The following is a 15,860-nucleotide window of genomic DNA, read 5'->3' on the forward strand; positions in this document are numbered from 1 at the left end:
TTACTCATTACTTATGAATAGGCTATAAATCTACGGGTAATTAGTACTACTCGGCTATGCTGTTACCAACTTTACACCTGTAGCCTATCAACGTGGTCATCTCCCACGACCCTTAAAAGATGTCTCATCTTGAGGCGAGTTTCGCACTTATATGCTTTCAGTGCTTATCTCTTCCAAACATAGCTACTCAGCGGTGCACCTGGCGGTACAACTGATACACCAGAGGTTTGTTCAATTCGGTCCTCTCGTACTAGAATCAAGCCCTCTCAAACATCTAACGCCCGCAATAGATAGAGACCGAACTGTCTCACGACGTTCTGAACCCAGCTCGCGTGCCACTTTAATGGGCGAACAGCCCAACCCTTGGGACCTTCTCCAGCCCCAGGATGTGACGAGCCGACATCGAGGTGCCGAACCTCCCCGTCGATGTGAGCTCTTGGGGGAGACTAGCCTGTTATCCCCGGAGTACCTTTTATCCTATGAGCGATGGCCCTTCCATACGGAACCACCGGATCACTATGTCCTGCTTTCGCACCTGATCGACTTGTTGGTCTCACAGTCAAGCACCCTTATGCCATTACACTCTACGCACGGTTACCAAGCGTGCTGAGGGTACCTTTGAAAGCCTCCGTTACTCTTTTGGAGGCGACCACCCCAGTCAAACTACCCACCACGCAATGTCCTTCCCTAAAGAAGTTAGGCTCCAAGTAAGTAAAGGGTGGTATTTCAACGTCGGCTCCACAAACACTAGCGTGCCTGCTTCAAAGCCTCCCACCTATCCTACACATTACTTACTCAAAGTCAATACGAAGTTATAGTAAAGGTTCACAGGGTCTTTTCGTCCCATTGCGGGTAATCGGCATCTTCACCGATACTACAATTTCACCGAGCTCGTGGCTGAGACAGTGCCCAGATCGTTACACCATTCGTGCAGGTCGGAACTTACCCGACAAGGAATTTCGCTACCTTAGGACCGTTATAGTTACGGCCGCCGTTTACTGGGGCTTCAGTCAAACGCTTCGCTTACGCTAACGCCCTTCCTTAACCTTCCAGCACCGGGCAGGTGTCAGACCCTATACAGCATCTTTCGATTTAGCAGAGTCCTGTGTTTTTGATAAACAGTCGCCTGGGCCTCTTCACTGCGGCCAGCATTGCTGCTGGCGTCTCTTCTTCCGAAGTTACGAGACTATTTTGCCTAGTTCCTTAGCCACGACTCACTCGAGCACCTTAGGATTCTCTCCTCGACTACCTGTGTCGGTTTTGGTACGGGTTGCTTCACTTCGGCTTTTCTTGGATCCGATTACACTATAACAGCTTCGCCCGAAGGCTAGGCCTTGACACTTCCGTCCGTCTTCTATAGCTACATCGAACCGTCCCCTTTTTAGTGTGAGCAAGTATGGGAATATTAACCCATTGTCCATCCACTACCCCTTTCGGGTTCGCGTTAGGTCCCGACTAACCCTCAGCTGATTAGCATGGCTGAGGAAACCTTAGTCTTTCGGTGAGGGGGTTTCTCGCCCCCTTTATCGTTACTTATGCCTACATTTTCTTTTCTATAAGCTCCACAATACCTCACGATACTGCTTCGGCGCCGATAGAATGCTCTCCTACCAGATATAATTAATTATAAATCCATAGCTTCGGTATTCTGTTTATGCCCGATTATTATCCATGCCGGACCGCTCGACTAGTGAGCTGTTACGCACTCTTTAAATGAATGGCTGCTTCCAAGCCAACATCCTAGCTGTCAATGCAGTCCAACCGCGTTGCTTCAACTTAACAGAAATTTGGGGACCTTAGCTGTTGGTCTGGGTTCTTTCCCTCTCGGACATGGACCTTAGCACCCATGCCCTCACTGCCGTAGAACATTTATTAGCATTCGGAGTTTGTCAGGAATTGGTAGGCGGTGAAACCCCCGCATCCAATCAGTAGCTCTACCTCTAATAAACTTATATACGACGCTGCACCTAAATGCATTTCGGAGAGTACGAGCTATCTCCCAGTTTGATTGGCCTTTCACCCCTACCCACAGGTCATCCGAAGACTTTTCAACGTCAACCGGTTCGGTCCTCCACTTTGTGTTACCAAAGCTTCAACCTGCCCATGGGTAGATCACAAGGTTTCGCGTCTAATCCTACTAACTATGCGCCCTATTCAGACTCGCTTTCGCTCCGGCTCCGTAACTTAATTACTTAACCTCGCTAGTAAAATTAACTCGTAGGCTCATTATGCAAAAGGCACGCCGTCACAGAATTAATCTGCTCCGACCGCTTGTAGGCGTACGGTTTCAGGTTCTATTTCACCCTTCTATTCGAAGTGCTTTTCACCTTTCCTTCACAGTACTTGTTCACTATCGGTCTTTCAGGAGTATTTAGCCTTGGAGGATGGTCCCCCCATATTCAGACAGGATTTCACGTGTCCCGCCCTACTCATTTATCATCTATGTATGCCTTTCATATACGGGGCTATCACCCTCTATGGCTGTTCTTTCCAGAACATTCTATTAAACATATAAAGACTTTTGGGCTAATCCGCTTTCGCTCGCCACTACTTACGGAATCTCTTCGATTTCTTTTCCTCCGGGTACTTAGATGTTTCAGTTCTCCGGGTTTGCTCCTCTTACGAGGTAATACATCTTCAATGTATTGGGTTGCCCCATTCGGACATCTGCGGATCAATTCGTGTGTGCCAATCCCCGCAGCTTTTCGCAGCTTACCACGTCCTTCGTCGCCTCTGAAAGCCTAGGCATCCGCCATACGCCCTTAACGATTTCTTTCCTATTTTTAGGTTACTCAAGCACTTATAAGTGCTCGGTTTTCTCTTTGTGATGTCTTTACCGTTAATGTCAATGATCTTAATTCTACTTCTGATCTAATTCGCAAATATTGTTTTTGGCTCTATCTGCTTTTTTAAAATTAAACCATCTATGATGGTGGAGAATAAGGGAGTCGAACCCTTGACCTCCTGCGTGCAAGGCAGGCGCTCTAGCCAGCTGAGCTAATTCCCCCTCTAGGTGCTGTTGGCTTCTTGCTAATTGCTGTTGACTTTTTTGCCATCAGCCATAAGCGATTTGCCAGCCGCCTTAATTAGTAGTCTCGGGCAGGCTCGAACTGCCGACCTCTACATTATCAGTGTAGCGCTCTAACCAGCTGAGCTACGAGACTTTGTATGAGTAATGGGTGATGAGTTATAAGTAATATACTTTTTCCCATTCTTCATTTCTCAATCTCTTTCCCTTTTACTAATTTCTAGTGGGTGTGTATTATGATATATCAACCAAATAAAAAACTAAAGCTTTACTTTAAGTAAGTACTTTGTACTTGCGTACTAATTTTGTTTTTCGTCTTTAAGACGCTCTAAAATGAGATGTTCCAGCCGCACCTTCCGGTACGGCTACCTTGTTACGACTTAGCCCTAGTTACCTGTTTTACCCTAGGCAGCTCCTGTTACGGTCACCGACTTCAGGTACCCCAGACTTCCATGGCTTGACGGGCGGTGTGTACAAGGCCCGGGAACGTATTCACCGCGCCATGGCTGATGCGCGATTACTAGCGATTCCAGCTTCATAGAGTCGAGTTGCAGACTCCAATCCGAACTGAGACCGGCTTTCGAGATTTGCATCACATCGCTGTGTAGCTGCCCTCTGTACCGGCCATTGTATTACGTGTGTGGCCCAAGACGTAAGGGCCGTGATGATTTGACGTCATCCCCACCTTCCTCTCTACTTGCGTAGGCAGTCTCACTAGAGTCCCCAACTGAATGATGGCAACTAGTGACAGGGGTTGCGCTCGTTGCAGGACTTAACCTAACACCTCACGGCACGAGCTGACGACAACCATGCAGCACCTTGAAAATTGCCCGAAGGAGGATCTATTTCTAAATCTGTCAATTCCCATTTAAGTCTTGGTAAGGTTCCTCGCGTATCATCGAATTAAACCACATAATCCACCGCTTGTGCGGGCCCCCGTCAATTCCTTTGAGTTTCAAACTTGCGTTCGTACTCCCCAGGTGGCTAACTTATCACTTTCGCTTAGTCTCTGAATCCGAAAACCCAAAAACGAGTTAGCATCGTTTACAGCGTGGACTACCAGGGTATCTAATCCTGTTCGCTCCCCACGCTTTCGTCCATCAGCGTCAGTTAAGACATAGTAACCTGCCTTCGCAATTGGTGTTCTAAGTAATATCTATGCATTTCACCGCTACACTACTTATTCCAGCTACTTCTACCTTACTCAAGACCTGCAGTATCAATGGCAGTTTCATAGTTAAGCTATGAGATTTCACCACTGACTTACAGATCCGCCTACGGACCCTTTAAACCCAATAAATCCGGATAACGCTTGCACCCTCCGTATTACCGCGGCTGCTGGCACGGAGTTAGCCGGTGCTTATTCGTACAGTACCTTCAGCTTTCCACACGTGGAAAGGTTTATCCCTGTACAAAAGAAGTTTACAACCCATAGGGCCGTCGTCCTTCACGCGGGATGGCTGGATCAGGCTCTCACCCATTGTCCAATATTCCTCACTGCTGCCTCCCGTAGGAGTCTGGTCCGTGTCTCAGTACCAGTGTGGGGGATCACCCTCTCAGGCCCCCTAAAGATCATTGACTTGGTGAGCCGTTACCTCACCAACTATCTAATCTTGCGCGTGCCCATCTCTATCCACCGGAGTTTTCAATAACAAGTGATGCCACTCATTATATTATGGGGTATTAATCTCCCTTTCGAAAGGCTATCCCCCAGATAAAGGCAGGTTGCACACGTGTTCCGCACCCGTGCGCCGCTCTCAAGATTCCGAAGAATCTCTACCGCTCGGCTTGCATGTGTTAGGCCTCCCGCTAGCGTTCATCCTGAGCCAGGATCAAACTCTCCATTGTATGTTTGTCTGACTCACTCAAAGTTTTGACGCTTTAGTTTTTCCTTACTTGGTTGTTATATTGTATGTCAATGATCTTCATTTCTTCCGCTTCCTACAAAACTCAGTATCTGTCGTTTTCGTTTCGTATTTGCGAGTGCAAAAGTAATAACTTATTTTGATTTGACCAAATGTTTTTCAAGAAAATTTTAAAGTTTTTTCTGTAACCTTAACCCCTCTCTAAACACTCAATCTATACTCTCCTGCGCTCCCCCGTTTAGGGACTGCAAAGATACAAATCTTTTTCATTCCCGCAAATCTTATTTTATATTTTTTAAAAAAAAGTTTAAAATAAAAGCCGCTTCAATCTGTAGCTTTAAAAAGACTTTTACCGTCTTCCCTCAGGATTCATTAAGTAATATTGCTTAGCTAAAAGCTCTTCTGCGCTTACTGATTCTCTATCGTTTTTCAGTGGGGCAAAGATAGAGACTTTAACCCTCCGCTTCCAAATATATTTAACATAATATTTAAGCCATACACACGATTGTGGGTAACTTCAGGCGATAAAACACTGGTTTATTTATCTTTATAAGGATATCCATAGTTTTCCACATTAAACGATTTGATATTTTTGATTTTGAAAAACCGTTGGACGAACAATGAAATCATGGAAAAAAGAAGGAAATATTGCGTTCTGCGGGAAGATTTTGTTGGATTGAGGGGAAAATGGATGGATTTGAGGATGCAAGTATGGAAAGGAGGAAATTTGCGGGTGAAAAAAGGAGTTAAAGAGGAAAGGTTTATTGAAAAAATCAAAAAAGCAGAGTTTAATTACTCTGCTTTTCTTTATTATATATAGTGCTTAAAAATTCTCCGTAGGATTTTTCGAGACCGATGATGTCCCCGCTTTTCAGATTAAGCCCTCCTACTCCACTTTCGTCCGATTTTATTTTTGCGGACGAAATTTGGAAATACTGATTGGAACTATTTTCTTTAGGCTGGATTTTAATGGTGGAGCCTAATAATTTTTTTGTCGAGATTGTGTAGACTTCACCCGGGATCGTTTTCAATTTTAAAAATGATCTGGGAGGAATAATATAATCTGCTTTATTGATGGCTATTTTCTGATCTTTTTCAGAAGAAGCAAAGATATACATATATCCCGTCTGATCTTTAAATTGTTCTTTCGGAAGAAAATAAAGATTTAATCTGTAATTGGAAGGATTAAAATTCTGAGGAGTGCCATCGATATTTTCAAAAGGTTTCCATGAAAATGCATTGGCTCCGATTTCTTTTGCCTTTTTATAGACTAATGAAAAGACTTCATCATCGTACTTCCAGAACCCCTGAACTTCAATTTCGCCCAAATATTCAGCATCTTTTGTTTCTTCATTAATTGTATATAGAAATCTGTCGGTATTATCTTTGGTTTTTACAACTTTTGTAAGATATACATTTTGTGCGCTGTAAAGTTGGATAAAAAAGGCGAAAATGATTATGATGAAATTTTTCATTCTTTATTATAGGTTATTTTGTAAGAACAGTAATGCATTCTTCAAGACTGTTTTCCCAATATTTAGGTTCTATTTTATACGTTTCTTCAATTTTATCCAGACACATTGTACTTCTTTTGGGTCTTTTTGCCGGTGTAGGATATTGCTCGGTGGTTAGTTCATTTAATTTAACTGAAGATTTAGAAAATTCAGCTATTTTTTTTGCAAACTCAAACCATGTGGTTTCCGGATAGTTTGAAAAGTGGAAAACACCGTATATTTTTTCTTTTGCTTCGATAATGTTCATGATGGCTTCTGCCAGATCATTTGCATTGGTAGGCTGCCCGAACTGATCTGCTACAATTCCCAACTCGTCTTTCTGAGAAAAAAGATTGAGCATTGTTTTCACAAAGTTTTTATTGAACTCGGAATACAGCCATGAAGTTCTTAGGATGATTGTTTTCGGATTAATTTCCAATGCAAGCTCTTCCCCTTTCAACTTGGATTCTCCGTAAACTCCGATCGGACTTGTGAAATCGTCTTCGGAATAACTTAAATTGGTTTCTCCATCAAAGACATAATCTGTAGAAACGTGGATAAAAGTTGTTTTAGCATCTTTACACGCCTGTGCAAGGGAAGCCACTCCATCTGCATTTACAGCAAAAGCCTTTTCTTTTTCAGTTTCTGCAAGATCTACCGCTGTATAAGCTGAAGCATTGATACAGTAATCTGGTTTATTTTCTGTAAAAACAGTATTGATCTGATCTTCGTTGGTGATGTCTAAAGTCTGCGAATCTGTAAAAATGAATTCATAATCCAGTTCAAAATCCGGAGCTATTTTTCTGATGCAGTTTCCTAGCTGCCCGTTTCCTCCTACTACTAAAATTTTTTTCATCATGAGTTTCTCGCGTTTTGTGATCTTAAATATTTAACTCTCGACTGGAAGTCTTTCTGTTCCAAATCTACATAAAACTTATTGAATGTTTCTTTAATTTCTTCGGGATGTACTTCCGATTTTCTGGTTTTAACATTGAAGTAGATTACCGTAACCCATAATACTGCATGAATTGTTTTCTCATCTAAACTTTTCATCAGGATCTCTACTTTTGCTGTTCTGTCTGCCACTTCAATGGTCTTGCTGCTGATAATAACGGAGGTATTATATCGTACTTCCTTTAAATAGGCTATTTCATTCTGAATTGCAATCCACGTGCATCCCGTCATTTTGGTGTATTCTTCATAGGTGAAACCATAAAATGTTTCCACATGATCTTCTCTGGCATTGAACATATAGTCCAGATATTTCACGTTGTTTAAATGACCAATGGGATCGCAGTCGCTGAATCTGACCTTTACCGTGGTTGATACTTCTTTTTCCATTCCGCAAAAATAAAAAAACCACCTCGAAGTGAGATGGTTCATTTTTATAAATATTTATTAATTTCTAAAAAATTACTGAATATTCAATTCTTTTTTCACTGCAGCTGTAGCATCCGGTCCTCCTTTGAATACGAATGCAGAAGAATTTGCATCCATAATATAATCATAACCGTTAGCTTTTGCTACTTTAGAAACTGCTTCATTCAGTTTTTTCTCGATTGGTTCGTAAGCAAGATCCTGTTTAGCAACAAAATCTTTCTGAGCTTTATCGTTCATCTGCTGGATTTCTTCCTGCATTTTTGCCAATTCTGCTTCTCTGGCTTTGTTTTCTTCAGCTGTTTTCTTTGGAGCTTCTTCAGAGTACTGCTTTAGTTTAGCCTGTCCTGCATCTGCTTTTTTCTTAATTTCAGCCTGTTTTGTATCTAAGAAAGTTTTAAGATCAGCATCTGCTTTTTTCTTTTCAGGCATTGCGTTAAGAATTCCTATAACATCTAAAGTTGCAATTTTTTGAGCTTTTGCCATACCTACCGATACAACCATCATTACCGCTGCAAATAATACACTTAATTTTTTCATAACTGGTAAATAAATAATTTAATTTTGTTTTTAGATTTGTAAATGTAATAAAAGTTAAACTTTTATTTTTTTGTTTTGCCTTTTTCTTTTGGTTCAGCATCTTTCAATAAGATTGCTAAAACTTTATCAGAATAATCGGATCTTTTCTGAAGAAAAATAACATTATTGCTTGTTTTATCTAAAACTATCGCCAAACCGTTCTTTTCAGACATTGTTTTGATAGCTTCCCAAATCTGATCCTGAAAAGGCTGAACCAGATTCGTTCTCAGTTTCTTAATTTCTCCGGTAGCACCAAAACGTAAACTGGTTGTTGTTTTGATATTTTTTTCCAGGTCCATTACTTCTTTTTCTCTCAGTTTAAGCTGATCTCCGATCAAAAGAACTTTTTCACTTTCAAAAGCAGATCTTTTTCTTTCGTATTCAGACTGAAGGTTCTGAAGTTCGGACTGCCAAGTATCAATTTGTGCATTCAGTCTTGCTTCAGCTTCTTTATATTGAGGCATTTTATTCAGAATGTATTCCGTATCCACAACACCCACTTTCTGTGCGTTGCTTAGACCGAAAAGCAAGAATAAAACAAATGATAAAACAATTCTAAAATTTTTCATAAGGTGGATTATAATGATTGGTTCATCAAGAAGTGCGTCTTCCATCCGGAAGGCTCAGTTCCCGAAACTGTTTTGTCGAATCCGTAAGCGAAATCAAATCCAATTAAACCAAATGCTCCCATATAAACTCTCACACCAACACCCACTGATCTTTTCAACTGGAAAGGATTATAATTTCCCCAAGAATTCCAAACGTTACCTCCTTCCGCGAACGTTAATGCATAAATTTTTGCTGTCTGGTTCAATGAAATCGGGTATCTTAATTCTAACGTAAATCTGTTATAAATAGTACCTCCCCCCGTCGGAGTAATGTCCTGAGAAGTTCCTCCGTAAGTAGAAGCATTTTCATAACCTCTTAACGGAATTAATTCTCTACCGTCATATCTACCTCCGAATAAACCGGTTCCCCCTACATAGAATCTTTCAAACGGCGGAGCTCCCAATTTAGAGTTATATCCATCCATGAAGCCCATTTCAGCAGAAGATCTCAAAACCAGTTTTCCAATAATTTCATTGTAAACATCTGCTTTGAACTTCACTTTATAGAATTCCATCCACTTGTATTTTTCCGTAGGACTTAAAGTAGAATAATCTTTATTGTTGAATGCAGAGTACGGCAATGTGAATTTCACCGAAAGGTCTATGTTGGAACCTACTGTCGGGAAAATCGGGTCGATACCTGCCGAGTTTCTGCTTAATCCTAAGTTGATGCTTAAGTTGTTGGCAGAACCATAATATTCTGTGGCATCTCCAAACTGGAACGGATAGTTCTTAAAGTCGTACTTCTGGTACTGAAGACCTGTATACAATGAGAAATAATCATCCGGCCATTTCAGCAACCTGTTTAAACCAACGGAAGCGGAGAAGATGTTAAGTTTCTGTGCGTTTCCGTAAACATCAGAATATTTTACTCGTGAGTTATTTAAGCTTACAGAAAGCGCAGTCGGTCTTGTTCCGAACAACCAAGGTTCTGTAAATGAAACTCCGTAATTCTGGAAATATTGTCCAGCCTGTGCCTGAAGAGATAACGTCTGTCCATCACCTTGAGGAACCGGCTTAAAGTCTTTGAATTTAAGGAAATTCTTTAACGAGAAGTTATTGAACGTTAAACCTAAAGTTCCGATAAAGCTGTTACCTCCGTAACCTGCCTGTAACTGAACCTGTGAAGAACCTTTCTCTACTAACTTCCAGTTGATATCTACCGTATTGTCCTGCTGATTTGGCTGGATATCCTGTCCAACCTGTTGAGGATCAAAGAATGACATCCCTGCCAAATCGAAATAAGTCCTTTTAATATCAGATTTTTTAAAGAGCTCACCAGGCTTTGTCCTAAGAGCACGTAGAATAACATGATCATGAGTAGTTGTATTACCTTGCCAAGTCACTTTATTCCATGTTGCTCTTTCTCCTTCATTAATACGAATTTCAAGGTTGATTTTATCTCCATCTACCGATTTTTCTACTGGTGTTACATTAGAAAAAAGATATCCACTATTCATATAAAGAGATTTGAGATCAGAATCGTCTTCTTTACCTCCGTCTTCACCTACTTTTTTATTGAAACCTACCGCATCGTAAATTTCTCCTTTTTTATATCCTAAAAGTCTTTGTAAATAGTCTGTAGAATAAACGGTATTTCCGGTAAATGTAATATCCCCGATGTAATACTGTTTACCTTCTTTAAGTTTTACATTAATCTCATAATTGTTTCTCTTGTTTCTCCAAACTGAGTCTGAAACAATGGCAGCATCTCTGTATCCTAAAGAGTTATAATAATTGATCAGGTTTTGTTTGTCTTCCTGATATTTGTCTTCAATGAATTTTGAAGATTTCAGGATTCCTCCAATTCCGAATCTTTTTTGTTTTGTTTCTTTAAAGGCTTTTTTTCTAAGTTTTCTGTCGGATACATACTGATTTCCCTCGAATTCGATATGATCGATTTTGATTCTTTTGCCTTTATCTACATTAATCGTCCAGTCTACTAAATTAGGATCTCCTGCATTTACTTTTTCCTGGATCGAAATTTTAGCATCGGCATATCCTTTTTTAATGAAATCTTTCGGAACGTTTGTTTTAAGGCTTGACACCAAGTTCTGTGTAATTTTTGTTCCCGGCTTCAGATTATTATCTTTAGCCATTTTTTCATTTTTGGATTTTCCGATTCCTTTACCTGTAAATTTTACTTCTCCAAGATCTTTAAGATCCTGCAGATAAAACTTCAGAATAACGGTTTCGCCTTCAATGCTTTGTACATAAACCTCTACTTCAGAAAAAGATTGGGTGTCCCAAAGTTTTTTTACCGCATTGCTGATTTTTTGCCCCGGAATATCTACCGATTCTCCTTTCACCAAACCTGTAAATCTCAGGATCTGAGCCGGCGTATATTTTTTAACCCCATCTACAACGATGTCTTTTAAGGTGTACGTCCCTGCTTGGTTTTCTGCGTGTACAGAATTGCTCACCTGTGTGCTGTCCTGTGGAGTTACCTGTCCATAAAAATGTGCAGAAGCAACAAACATAATGATGGGTAATAGTCTAAACTTCATTTTATCGTAGTCTTTCTTTTCTTAAATTTTACTGAATTTTTATCTGTTCTCCGGTCATTCCGAATCTTCTTTCTTTGTTTTGATAATCCACAATACACTGAAAGAAAATATCTTTTGTAAAGTCCGGCCACAGAACGTTTAAAAACTGCAGCTCTGCATAAGCAATCTGCCAAAGGAGAAAATTACTGATTCTGATTTCTCCGCTGGTTCTTATTAAAAGATCCACCGGCGGAAAATCTTTTGTGTAAAGGTGACTTTCGAATAATTTTTCATCAATATCTTCAATGTCTACCTTTCCTTCCTTTACGTCTTCGCTAATGCTTTTAACGGCGTTTAGTATTTCATGCTGCGAACCATAACTGATTGCTAATACCAAATTGCCTTTTGTGTTTTCTTTTGTAAGTTCCACCACGCGTAAAAGCTGATCTTTTACCAGTGAGGGAAGTTTTTCGAGATTTCCAATAACGTGCATTCTTAATCCTTTGCTGAAAATTTCTTCCGCTTCAAGCAATAAGGTTTCTACAAGTAAATTCATTAAAGTATTTACTTCCTCTGCCGGACGGTTCCAGTTTTCCGAAGAAAAGGTATAAAGAGTTAAATACGGAATGTGTATTTCATTACACGCATTTATGGCATTCCTAACAGCATTAATGGCATTTCTGTGGCCGAAAGTTCTTTCTTCGCCACGAGATTTTGCCCATCTTCCGTTACCATCCATGATGATAGCCACATGCTGTGGTAAATTCTCAGGATCTATTTTATCTTTTATCAACGACATATTAATCACAATAACATGGAGGTCTTCCGAACGAATAGGTAAGTCCTAAACTAATGGTATTCATCCAGTCTTTAGACTTAAAATCTCCTACGTTTCTTTCTCCTATAATCGCAGCTTCTCTTTCTTTAGATACTACATAATAAGCATCTGTCTGTAGAAGAGATCCGCCTGTAACGGGGCTGAGAATATCTCCGTTATATGTAGCAACCACATCTTTGCTTTGGATTTTGCTGTAATCCAGCTGATCTGTAAGCGTATATCTGAATGTAGCTTCTGCAAAAAGCGCCCAGTTATAATTAAATTTATATTTTAAACCTACTCCAAAAGGAATATGCATTGTAGTTTTGGTTCCTGTAGAATACACCGGAGTTGTTGTAAAATCCAGTTCATTAATAGGAGCCTGAGCCACCCCATCTGCATCTCTTCTGAAATCATTAATCATCGTAGCTTTGGGAGCGTCGAACATTAATGCTCCTACCCCTCCGAAAATATATGGGCTCACCATACTTTTCTGCTCGTTGTTTACCGGAAAGAAATTGTATTCGAAGACCAAACTTGCCTCATATACATTGTTTTTCCCGAATGAGTTTCTGTTTTTTCTATATTCTTCTTTCGCCACCTTGTCATTAAACTGGATCTGATTATATCCAAGATCCAATCTTACAGTCTGGTGAGGATTAAAATTAAATCTATATAAAATTCCACCATAAAAAGGAACACCCCAATCTGAAACTTTACTTAAATCCAATGGCTTTTGTAAAATATAATTCGTTCTCCCTATATCCCCAACTAGGTTACTCATACCTAGACGAACTCCAAGTTCGTTTCTTTGTGCTTTAACACTTACCACAGTTCCTAGAGCGGCAAGGAAGCTAAACAATAATTTTCTATTCATAAAAGAATATGGATTTATGGTTATTTTAAAATTTAATTTTTGCAAATATAAAACTTTTTTATATTAATGATAATCTTAATGTTTAGTTAAAAATAAACAAAAAAACATAATTTGTTATAAAGTAAACGATAAAGTAGCAAAATTATTCTTTTTTTAATAGAATCAAAATTATCACGATATAATAAACCCCCATTAGATGAGGGCTTAAATGTATTATTTTTTATTGAATATTGACTGAACTTTATTTCTAATTCTTATCAGCATTGGTTCTCTGTAATTTTTATCTTCATCAAAATAGCCATAACCGTAACCATATCCGTAACCATATCCGTAGCCATAACCGTAGCCGTAACCATATCCATAGCCCTGTTTTGTATTATAATCATTATAAACAAGACCTAAATGTCCGATTTCTCCGGTATGGTATTTCTCTGTAATCATTTTCAGCATATACTTCTCTGTGTATTCATGGCGGACTACATAAATATTAGCATCCGAGTGTTTCATCAGCTCATAAGAATCCGCGACCAGACCTACCGGAGGAGAATCGATGATGATGAAATCATATATTTTTTTAAGGTCTTCGATAAATTTGATGTTTTTTTCACTCATCAGCAACTCAGACGGATTCGGAGGAATAGGACCGGAGGTTGCCACATCCAAATTTGGAATTCTTGTTTTATTGATAATCTGATCTATTCCCACTTCACCTGTAAGGTAATTTGAGATACCATATTTATTATCAATTTTAAAATCACCAAATATCTTAGGCTTTCTTAAATCCATCCCCAAAAGAATGGTCTTTTTGTCGCTTAATCCCAAAACGGAAGCCAAATTGATAGAAACATAGGTTTTACCTTCCCCCCCAATTGAAGAAGTAACAAGAATTACTTTGCTGCCATCATTTTCTCCGGATAAGAATCTTACATTTGCCCTAACCCCTCTGAACGCTTCCGAAACAGAAGACTTTGGCTGATCCAGAACGGTAAGCATATTTTCATGATTGTTATTTCCGATAACTCCAAGAAGCGGAATTTTAGTTGCATTAAGCAATTCTTTAATATTCCGAATTTTACTATCTAATATTTCTCCAATAAAAATAAACAGTAATGGCAAAGCAAGAAGCCCTCCTATAATTGCGGCTTTTGTAGCTTTTACATTCGGGCCAATTGGTGGCTGGCTTACATTTTTAGCAGGATCTATTACACTGATATCCGACTGGTTTCCCGCCATTCTCAGCTCTGTATCGTTCTGTCTCGTAAGCAAGCTGTTGTAGGTAGCCTCAATCATATTATATCCTCTTTCTGCATCTAGATATTTTCTCTGCTTTTCAGGATATGTTGCCAATTCGGAATTTGCATTCCCGACTTTTTGGTTAATTTTATTAATTTCTGTGTAATAAGCAGTATAATAATTTCGTAAAGCACCATTTGAACTGATTCTGGCCTCATCAATCAATCTGTTGATCTCTTTCATCGGCTCAGAATTTGGCTTGTAAATTAAAGCCATTTCTCTTCTCTTAAGATATAAAGCCTTCAGTTCTGCTACAGAAGCACTGAAAAGTCCGTCCTGGAAACCTGCAGCATTAGTGCTGATCATTTTTTCGAAATTCTGGGTTTCCAGACTGTTTTTAATCTGATTCAGGGAGCTTATTTTGCTTTCAATATCAGCTTTTTTGGCTTCAAGATCTTTAATTTCTGTTAATGATTTTTCATCTCTGTCTTTAATATCATAAAGCTTTTCGGTTGTCTTCATGTAATTAAGAACATTGGCACTGGAATCTAACTTTTTTCTGATATTATCCAGATTTTGCTTTAAATATACATTGGTATTCTGATCCACCAAAACTTTATCAGCCTGTCTTTTCTTTTGAAGCTGTTTTACGGACATATTAAGGAAATTCACCGTACTGTTAAGGTTATAACCTTTCTTGGTGATAATCATGATGGTATTAATCTCCTTATCAAACTCCACTCCGATTGTGGAAACAATATCATTAACCGTCTGATTAACCGTATTTAAATTTACAATTATATTGGTTAATTTAATTTTTGGATTCACAGGATTTTTTAACAGTCTGAATCTCAAATTAGGAGAAGTATACCACTCTCCTACCCGAATAATTTTATTCGCAGGTCTTCCATAAGGATCAATGGTTGTATAACTTTCAGATTCAAAACTATATAAATTCTGAGATTGTCCTTCTTCAGGTAATACGACTTCGTAAGAATCCCCTCCTTTAGGAATTAATGTAATAGGATAATTTACCTGTTGCCCATGCTTTCTGTCTACCTGTAAAAAAACGGGAGAATCATCTTTATCCAGATAAGTTGATTTAATAAGTCCTTTTGTGGAATAATTTACAAAAAGATCCAGCTCCTTTATCAGAAACTCATTGTGGGTTCTGGATAAAAGCATTTTTTTCAGATATACCCCGTCCTGATTTCCTCCCTGTCCCCAGATAAAATTAATAGACTGGCTGGGCGTGAAATAACTTGAAGTATTATTGGAAATACTTAAAGACAAGGTCGATGCATAAATATTCTGAGCGTAGTATTTACTGTACATCCACGAAATTCCATACCCGATAAAAAGCATTAAAACAAACCAATACCAATTTCTCAGTATTCTGCGTAAAAAGTGCTCAACATCAAATAAGGCAAAACTGCCGTGCTTTTCTTTGTGAGAATCTGCTTTCTCTACCTTTGTTTCTTTTCCCGGAATCATAGT

At 39.2% G+C, this 15,860-nt stretch carries 10 protein-coding genes, 2 tRNA genes and 2 rRNA genes; 1 reads left to right on the forward strand and 13 read right to left on the reverse strand.

The window, feature by feature from the left end:
- Positions 1 to 20: 20 nt before the first annotated feature.
- The 4 genes from KKI44_RS11925 to KKI44_RS11940 all read right to left on the reverse strand — a co-directional run bounded on the left by KKI44_RS11925 (position 21) and on the right by KKI44_RS11940 (position 4,876).
- Positions 21 to 2,776, reverse strand: a 23S ribosomal RNA gene (locus tag KKI44_RS11925).
- A gap of 154 nt (positions 2,777 to 2,930) precedes the next feature.
- Positions 2,931 to 3,007 (reverse strand) — tRNA-Ala (locus KKI44_RS11930).
- Between the two features lie 83 nt (positions 3,008 to 3,090).
- Positions 3,091 to 3,164, reverse strand: a tRNA-Ile gene (locus KKI44_RS11935).
- Between the two features lie 195 nt (positions 3,165 to 3,359).
- Positions 3,360 to 4,876, reverse strand: a 16S ribosomal RNA gene (locus KKI44_RS11940).
- Together the 16S and 23S rRNA genes with 2 tRNA genes alongside form the textbook arrangement of a ribosomal RNA operon.
- Positions 4,877 to 5,521: 645 nt before the next feature.
- On the opposite strand from KKI44_RS11940, the gene KKI44_RS11945 reads away from it, so the two are divergent.
- Positions 5,522 to 5,713, forward strand: coding sequence for a hypothetical protein (locus KKI44_RS11945; protein ID WP_214587480.1), 192 nt, complete (start codon positions 5,522 to 5,524; stop codon positions 5,711 to 5,713).
- Here the strand turns inward: KKI44_RS11945 and KKI44_RS11950 are convergent.
- The 9 genes from KKI44_RS11950 to KKI44_RS11990 all read right to left on the reverse strand — a co-directional run bounded on the left by KKI44_RS11950 (position 5,682) and on the right by KKI44_RS11990 (position 15,857).
- Entirely contained in the window at positions 5,682 to 6,368 is a 687-nt protein-coding gene (locus KKI44_RS11950) for a hypothetical protein (RefSeq protein WP_214587481.1), read from the reverse strand. The two genes, KKI44_RS11945 and KKI44_RS11950, sit on opposite strands and share 32 nt — an antisense overlap.
- A 13-nt stretch (positions 6,369 to 6,381) precedes the next feature.
- Positions 6,382 to 7,242, reverse strand: a complete 861-nt coding sequence (rfbD, locus tag KKI44_RS11955; RefSeq protein WP_214591150.1) for a dTDP-4-dehydrorhamnose reductase — start codon at positions 7,240 to 7,242, stop codon at positions 6,382 to 6,384.
- The gene (locus KKI44_RS11960; RefSeq protein WP_214587482.1) at positions 7,242 to 7,727 is read right to left on the reverse strand and encodes an acyl-CoA thioesterase; all 486 of its coding nucleotides are present in this window, start codon (positions 7,725 to 7,727) and stop codon (positions 7,242 to 7,244) included. Before KKI44_RS11960 ends, rfbD begins: the two co-directional genes overlap by 1 nt.
- A gap of 72 nt (positions 7,728 to 7,799) precedes the next feature.
- Positions 7,800 to 8,303 (reverse strand): OmpH family outer membrane protein, encoded by a 504-nt coding sequence (locus KKI44_RS11965; protein WP_087708419.1) that lies wholly within the window; start codon positions 8,301 to 8,303, stop codon positions 7,800 to 7,802.
- A gap of 62 nt (positions 8,304 to 8,365) precedes the next feature.
- Positions 8,366 to 8,911 (reverse strand): OmpH family outer membrane protein, encoded by a 546-nt coding sequence (locus KKI44_RS11970; RefSeq protein WP_087708479.1) that lies wholly within the window; start codon positions 8,909 to 8,911, stop codon positions 8,366 to 8,368.
- A gap of 8 nt (positions 8,912 to 8,919) precedes the next feature.
- Positions 8,920 to 11,457 carry an outer membrane protein assembly factor BamA gene (gene bamA, locus KKI44_RS11975; protein WP_214587483.1) on the reverse strand — a complete coding sequence of 846 codons (2,538 nt, stop codon included), beginning with the start codon at positions 11,455 to 11,457 and terminating at the stop codon, positions 8,920 to 8,922.
- A gap of 28 nt (positions 11,458 to 11,485) precedes the next feature.
- Positions 11,486 to 12,235, reverse strand: coding sequence for an isoprenyl transferase (locus KKI44_RS11980; RefSeq protein WP_214587484.1), 750 nt, complete (start codon positions 12,233 to 12,235; stop codon positions 11,486 to 11,488).
- 1 nt (position 12,236) lies between these two features.
- Positions 12,237 to 13,130 (reverse strand): DUF6089 family protein, encoded by an 894-nt coding sequence (locus KKI44_RS11985; protein ID WP_214587485.1) that lies wholly within the window; start codon positions 13,128 to 13,130, stop codon positions 12,237 to 12,239.
- 213 nt (positions 13,131 to 13,343) lie between these two features.
- Positions 13,344 to 15,857 (reverse strand): exopolysaccharide transport family protein, encoded by a 2,514-nt coding sequence (locus KKI44_RS11990; RefSeq protein WP_214587486.1) that lies wholly within the window; start codon positions 15,855 to 15,857, stop codon positions 13,344 to 13,346.
- Positions 15,858 to 15,860 lie beyond the last annotated feature (3 nt).

The organism is Chryseobacterium sp. ZHDP1, from assembly GCF_018603435.1.
GTDB lineage: Bacteria > Bacteroidota > Bacteroidia > Flavobacteriales > Weeksellaceae > Chryseobacterium > Chryseobacterium indicum.

Bases quoted from the DNA above. Each gene is read 5' to 3' on its own strand.
- KKI44_RS11945 (WP_214587480.1), top strand. From the start codon at position 5,522: ATGGAAAAAAGAAGGAAATATTGCGTTCTGCGGGAAGATTTTGTTGGA.
- KKI44_RS11950 (WP_214587481.1), bottom strand. From the start codon at position 6,368: ATGAAAAATTTCATCATAATCATTTTCGCCTTTTTTATCCAACTTTAC.
- rfbD (WP_214591150.1), bottom strand. From the start codon at position 7,242: ATGAAAAAAATTTTAGTAGTAGGAGGAAACGGGCAGCTAGGAAACTGC.
- KKI44_RS11960 (WP_214587482.1), bottom strand. From the start codon at position 7,727: ATGGAAAAAGAAGTATCAACCACGGTAAAGGTCAGATTCAGCGACTGC.
- KKI44_RS11965 (WP_087708419.1), bottom strand. From the start codon at position 8,303: ATGAAAAAATTAAGTGTATTATTTGCAGCGGTAATGATGGTTGTATCG.
- KKI44_RS11970 (WP_087708479.1), bottom strand. From the start codon at position 8,911: ATGAAAAATTTTAGAATTGTTTTATCATTTGTTTTATTCTTGCTTTTC.
- bamA (WP_214587483.1), bottom strand. From the start codon at position 11,457: ATGAAGTTTAGACTATTACCCATCATTATGTTTGTTGCTTCTGCACAT.
- KKI44_RS11980 (WP_214587484.1), bottom strand. From the start codon at position 12,235: ATGTCGTTGATAAAAGATAAAATAGATCCTGAGAATTTACCACAGCAT.
- KKI44_RS11985 (WP_214587485.1), bottom strand. From the start codon at position 13,130: ATGAATAGAAAATTATTGTTTAGCTTCCTTGCCGCTCTAGGAACTGTG.
- KKI44_RS11990 (WP_214587486.1), bottom strand. From the start codon at position 15,857: ATGATTCCGGGAAAAGAAACAAAGGTAGAGAAAGCAGATTCTCACAAA.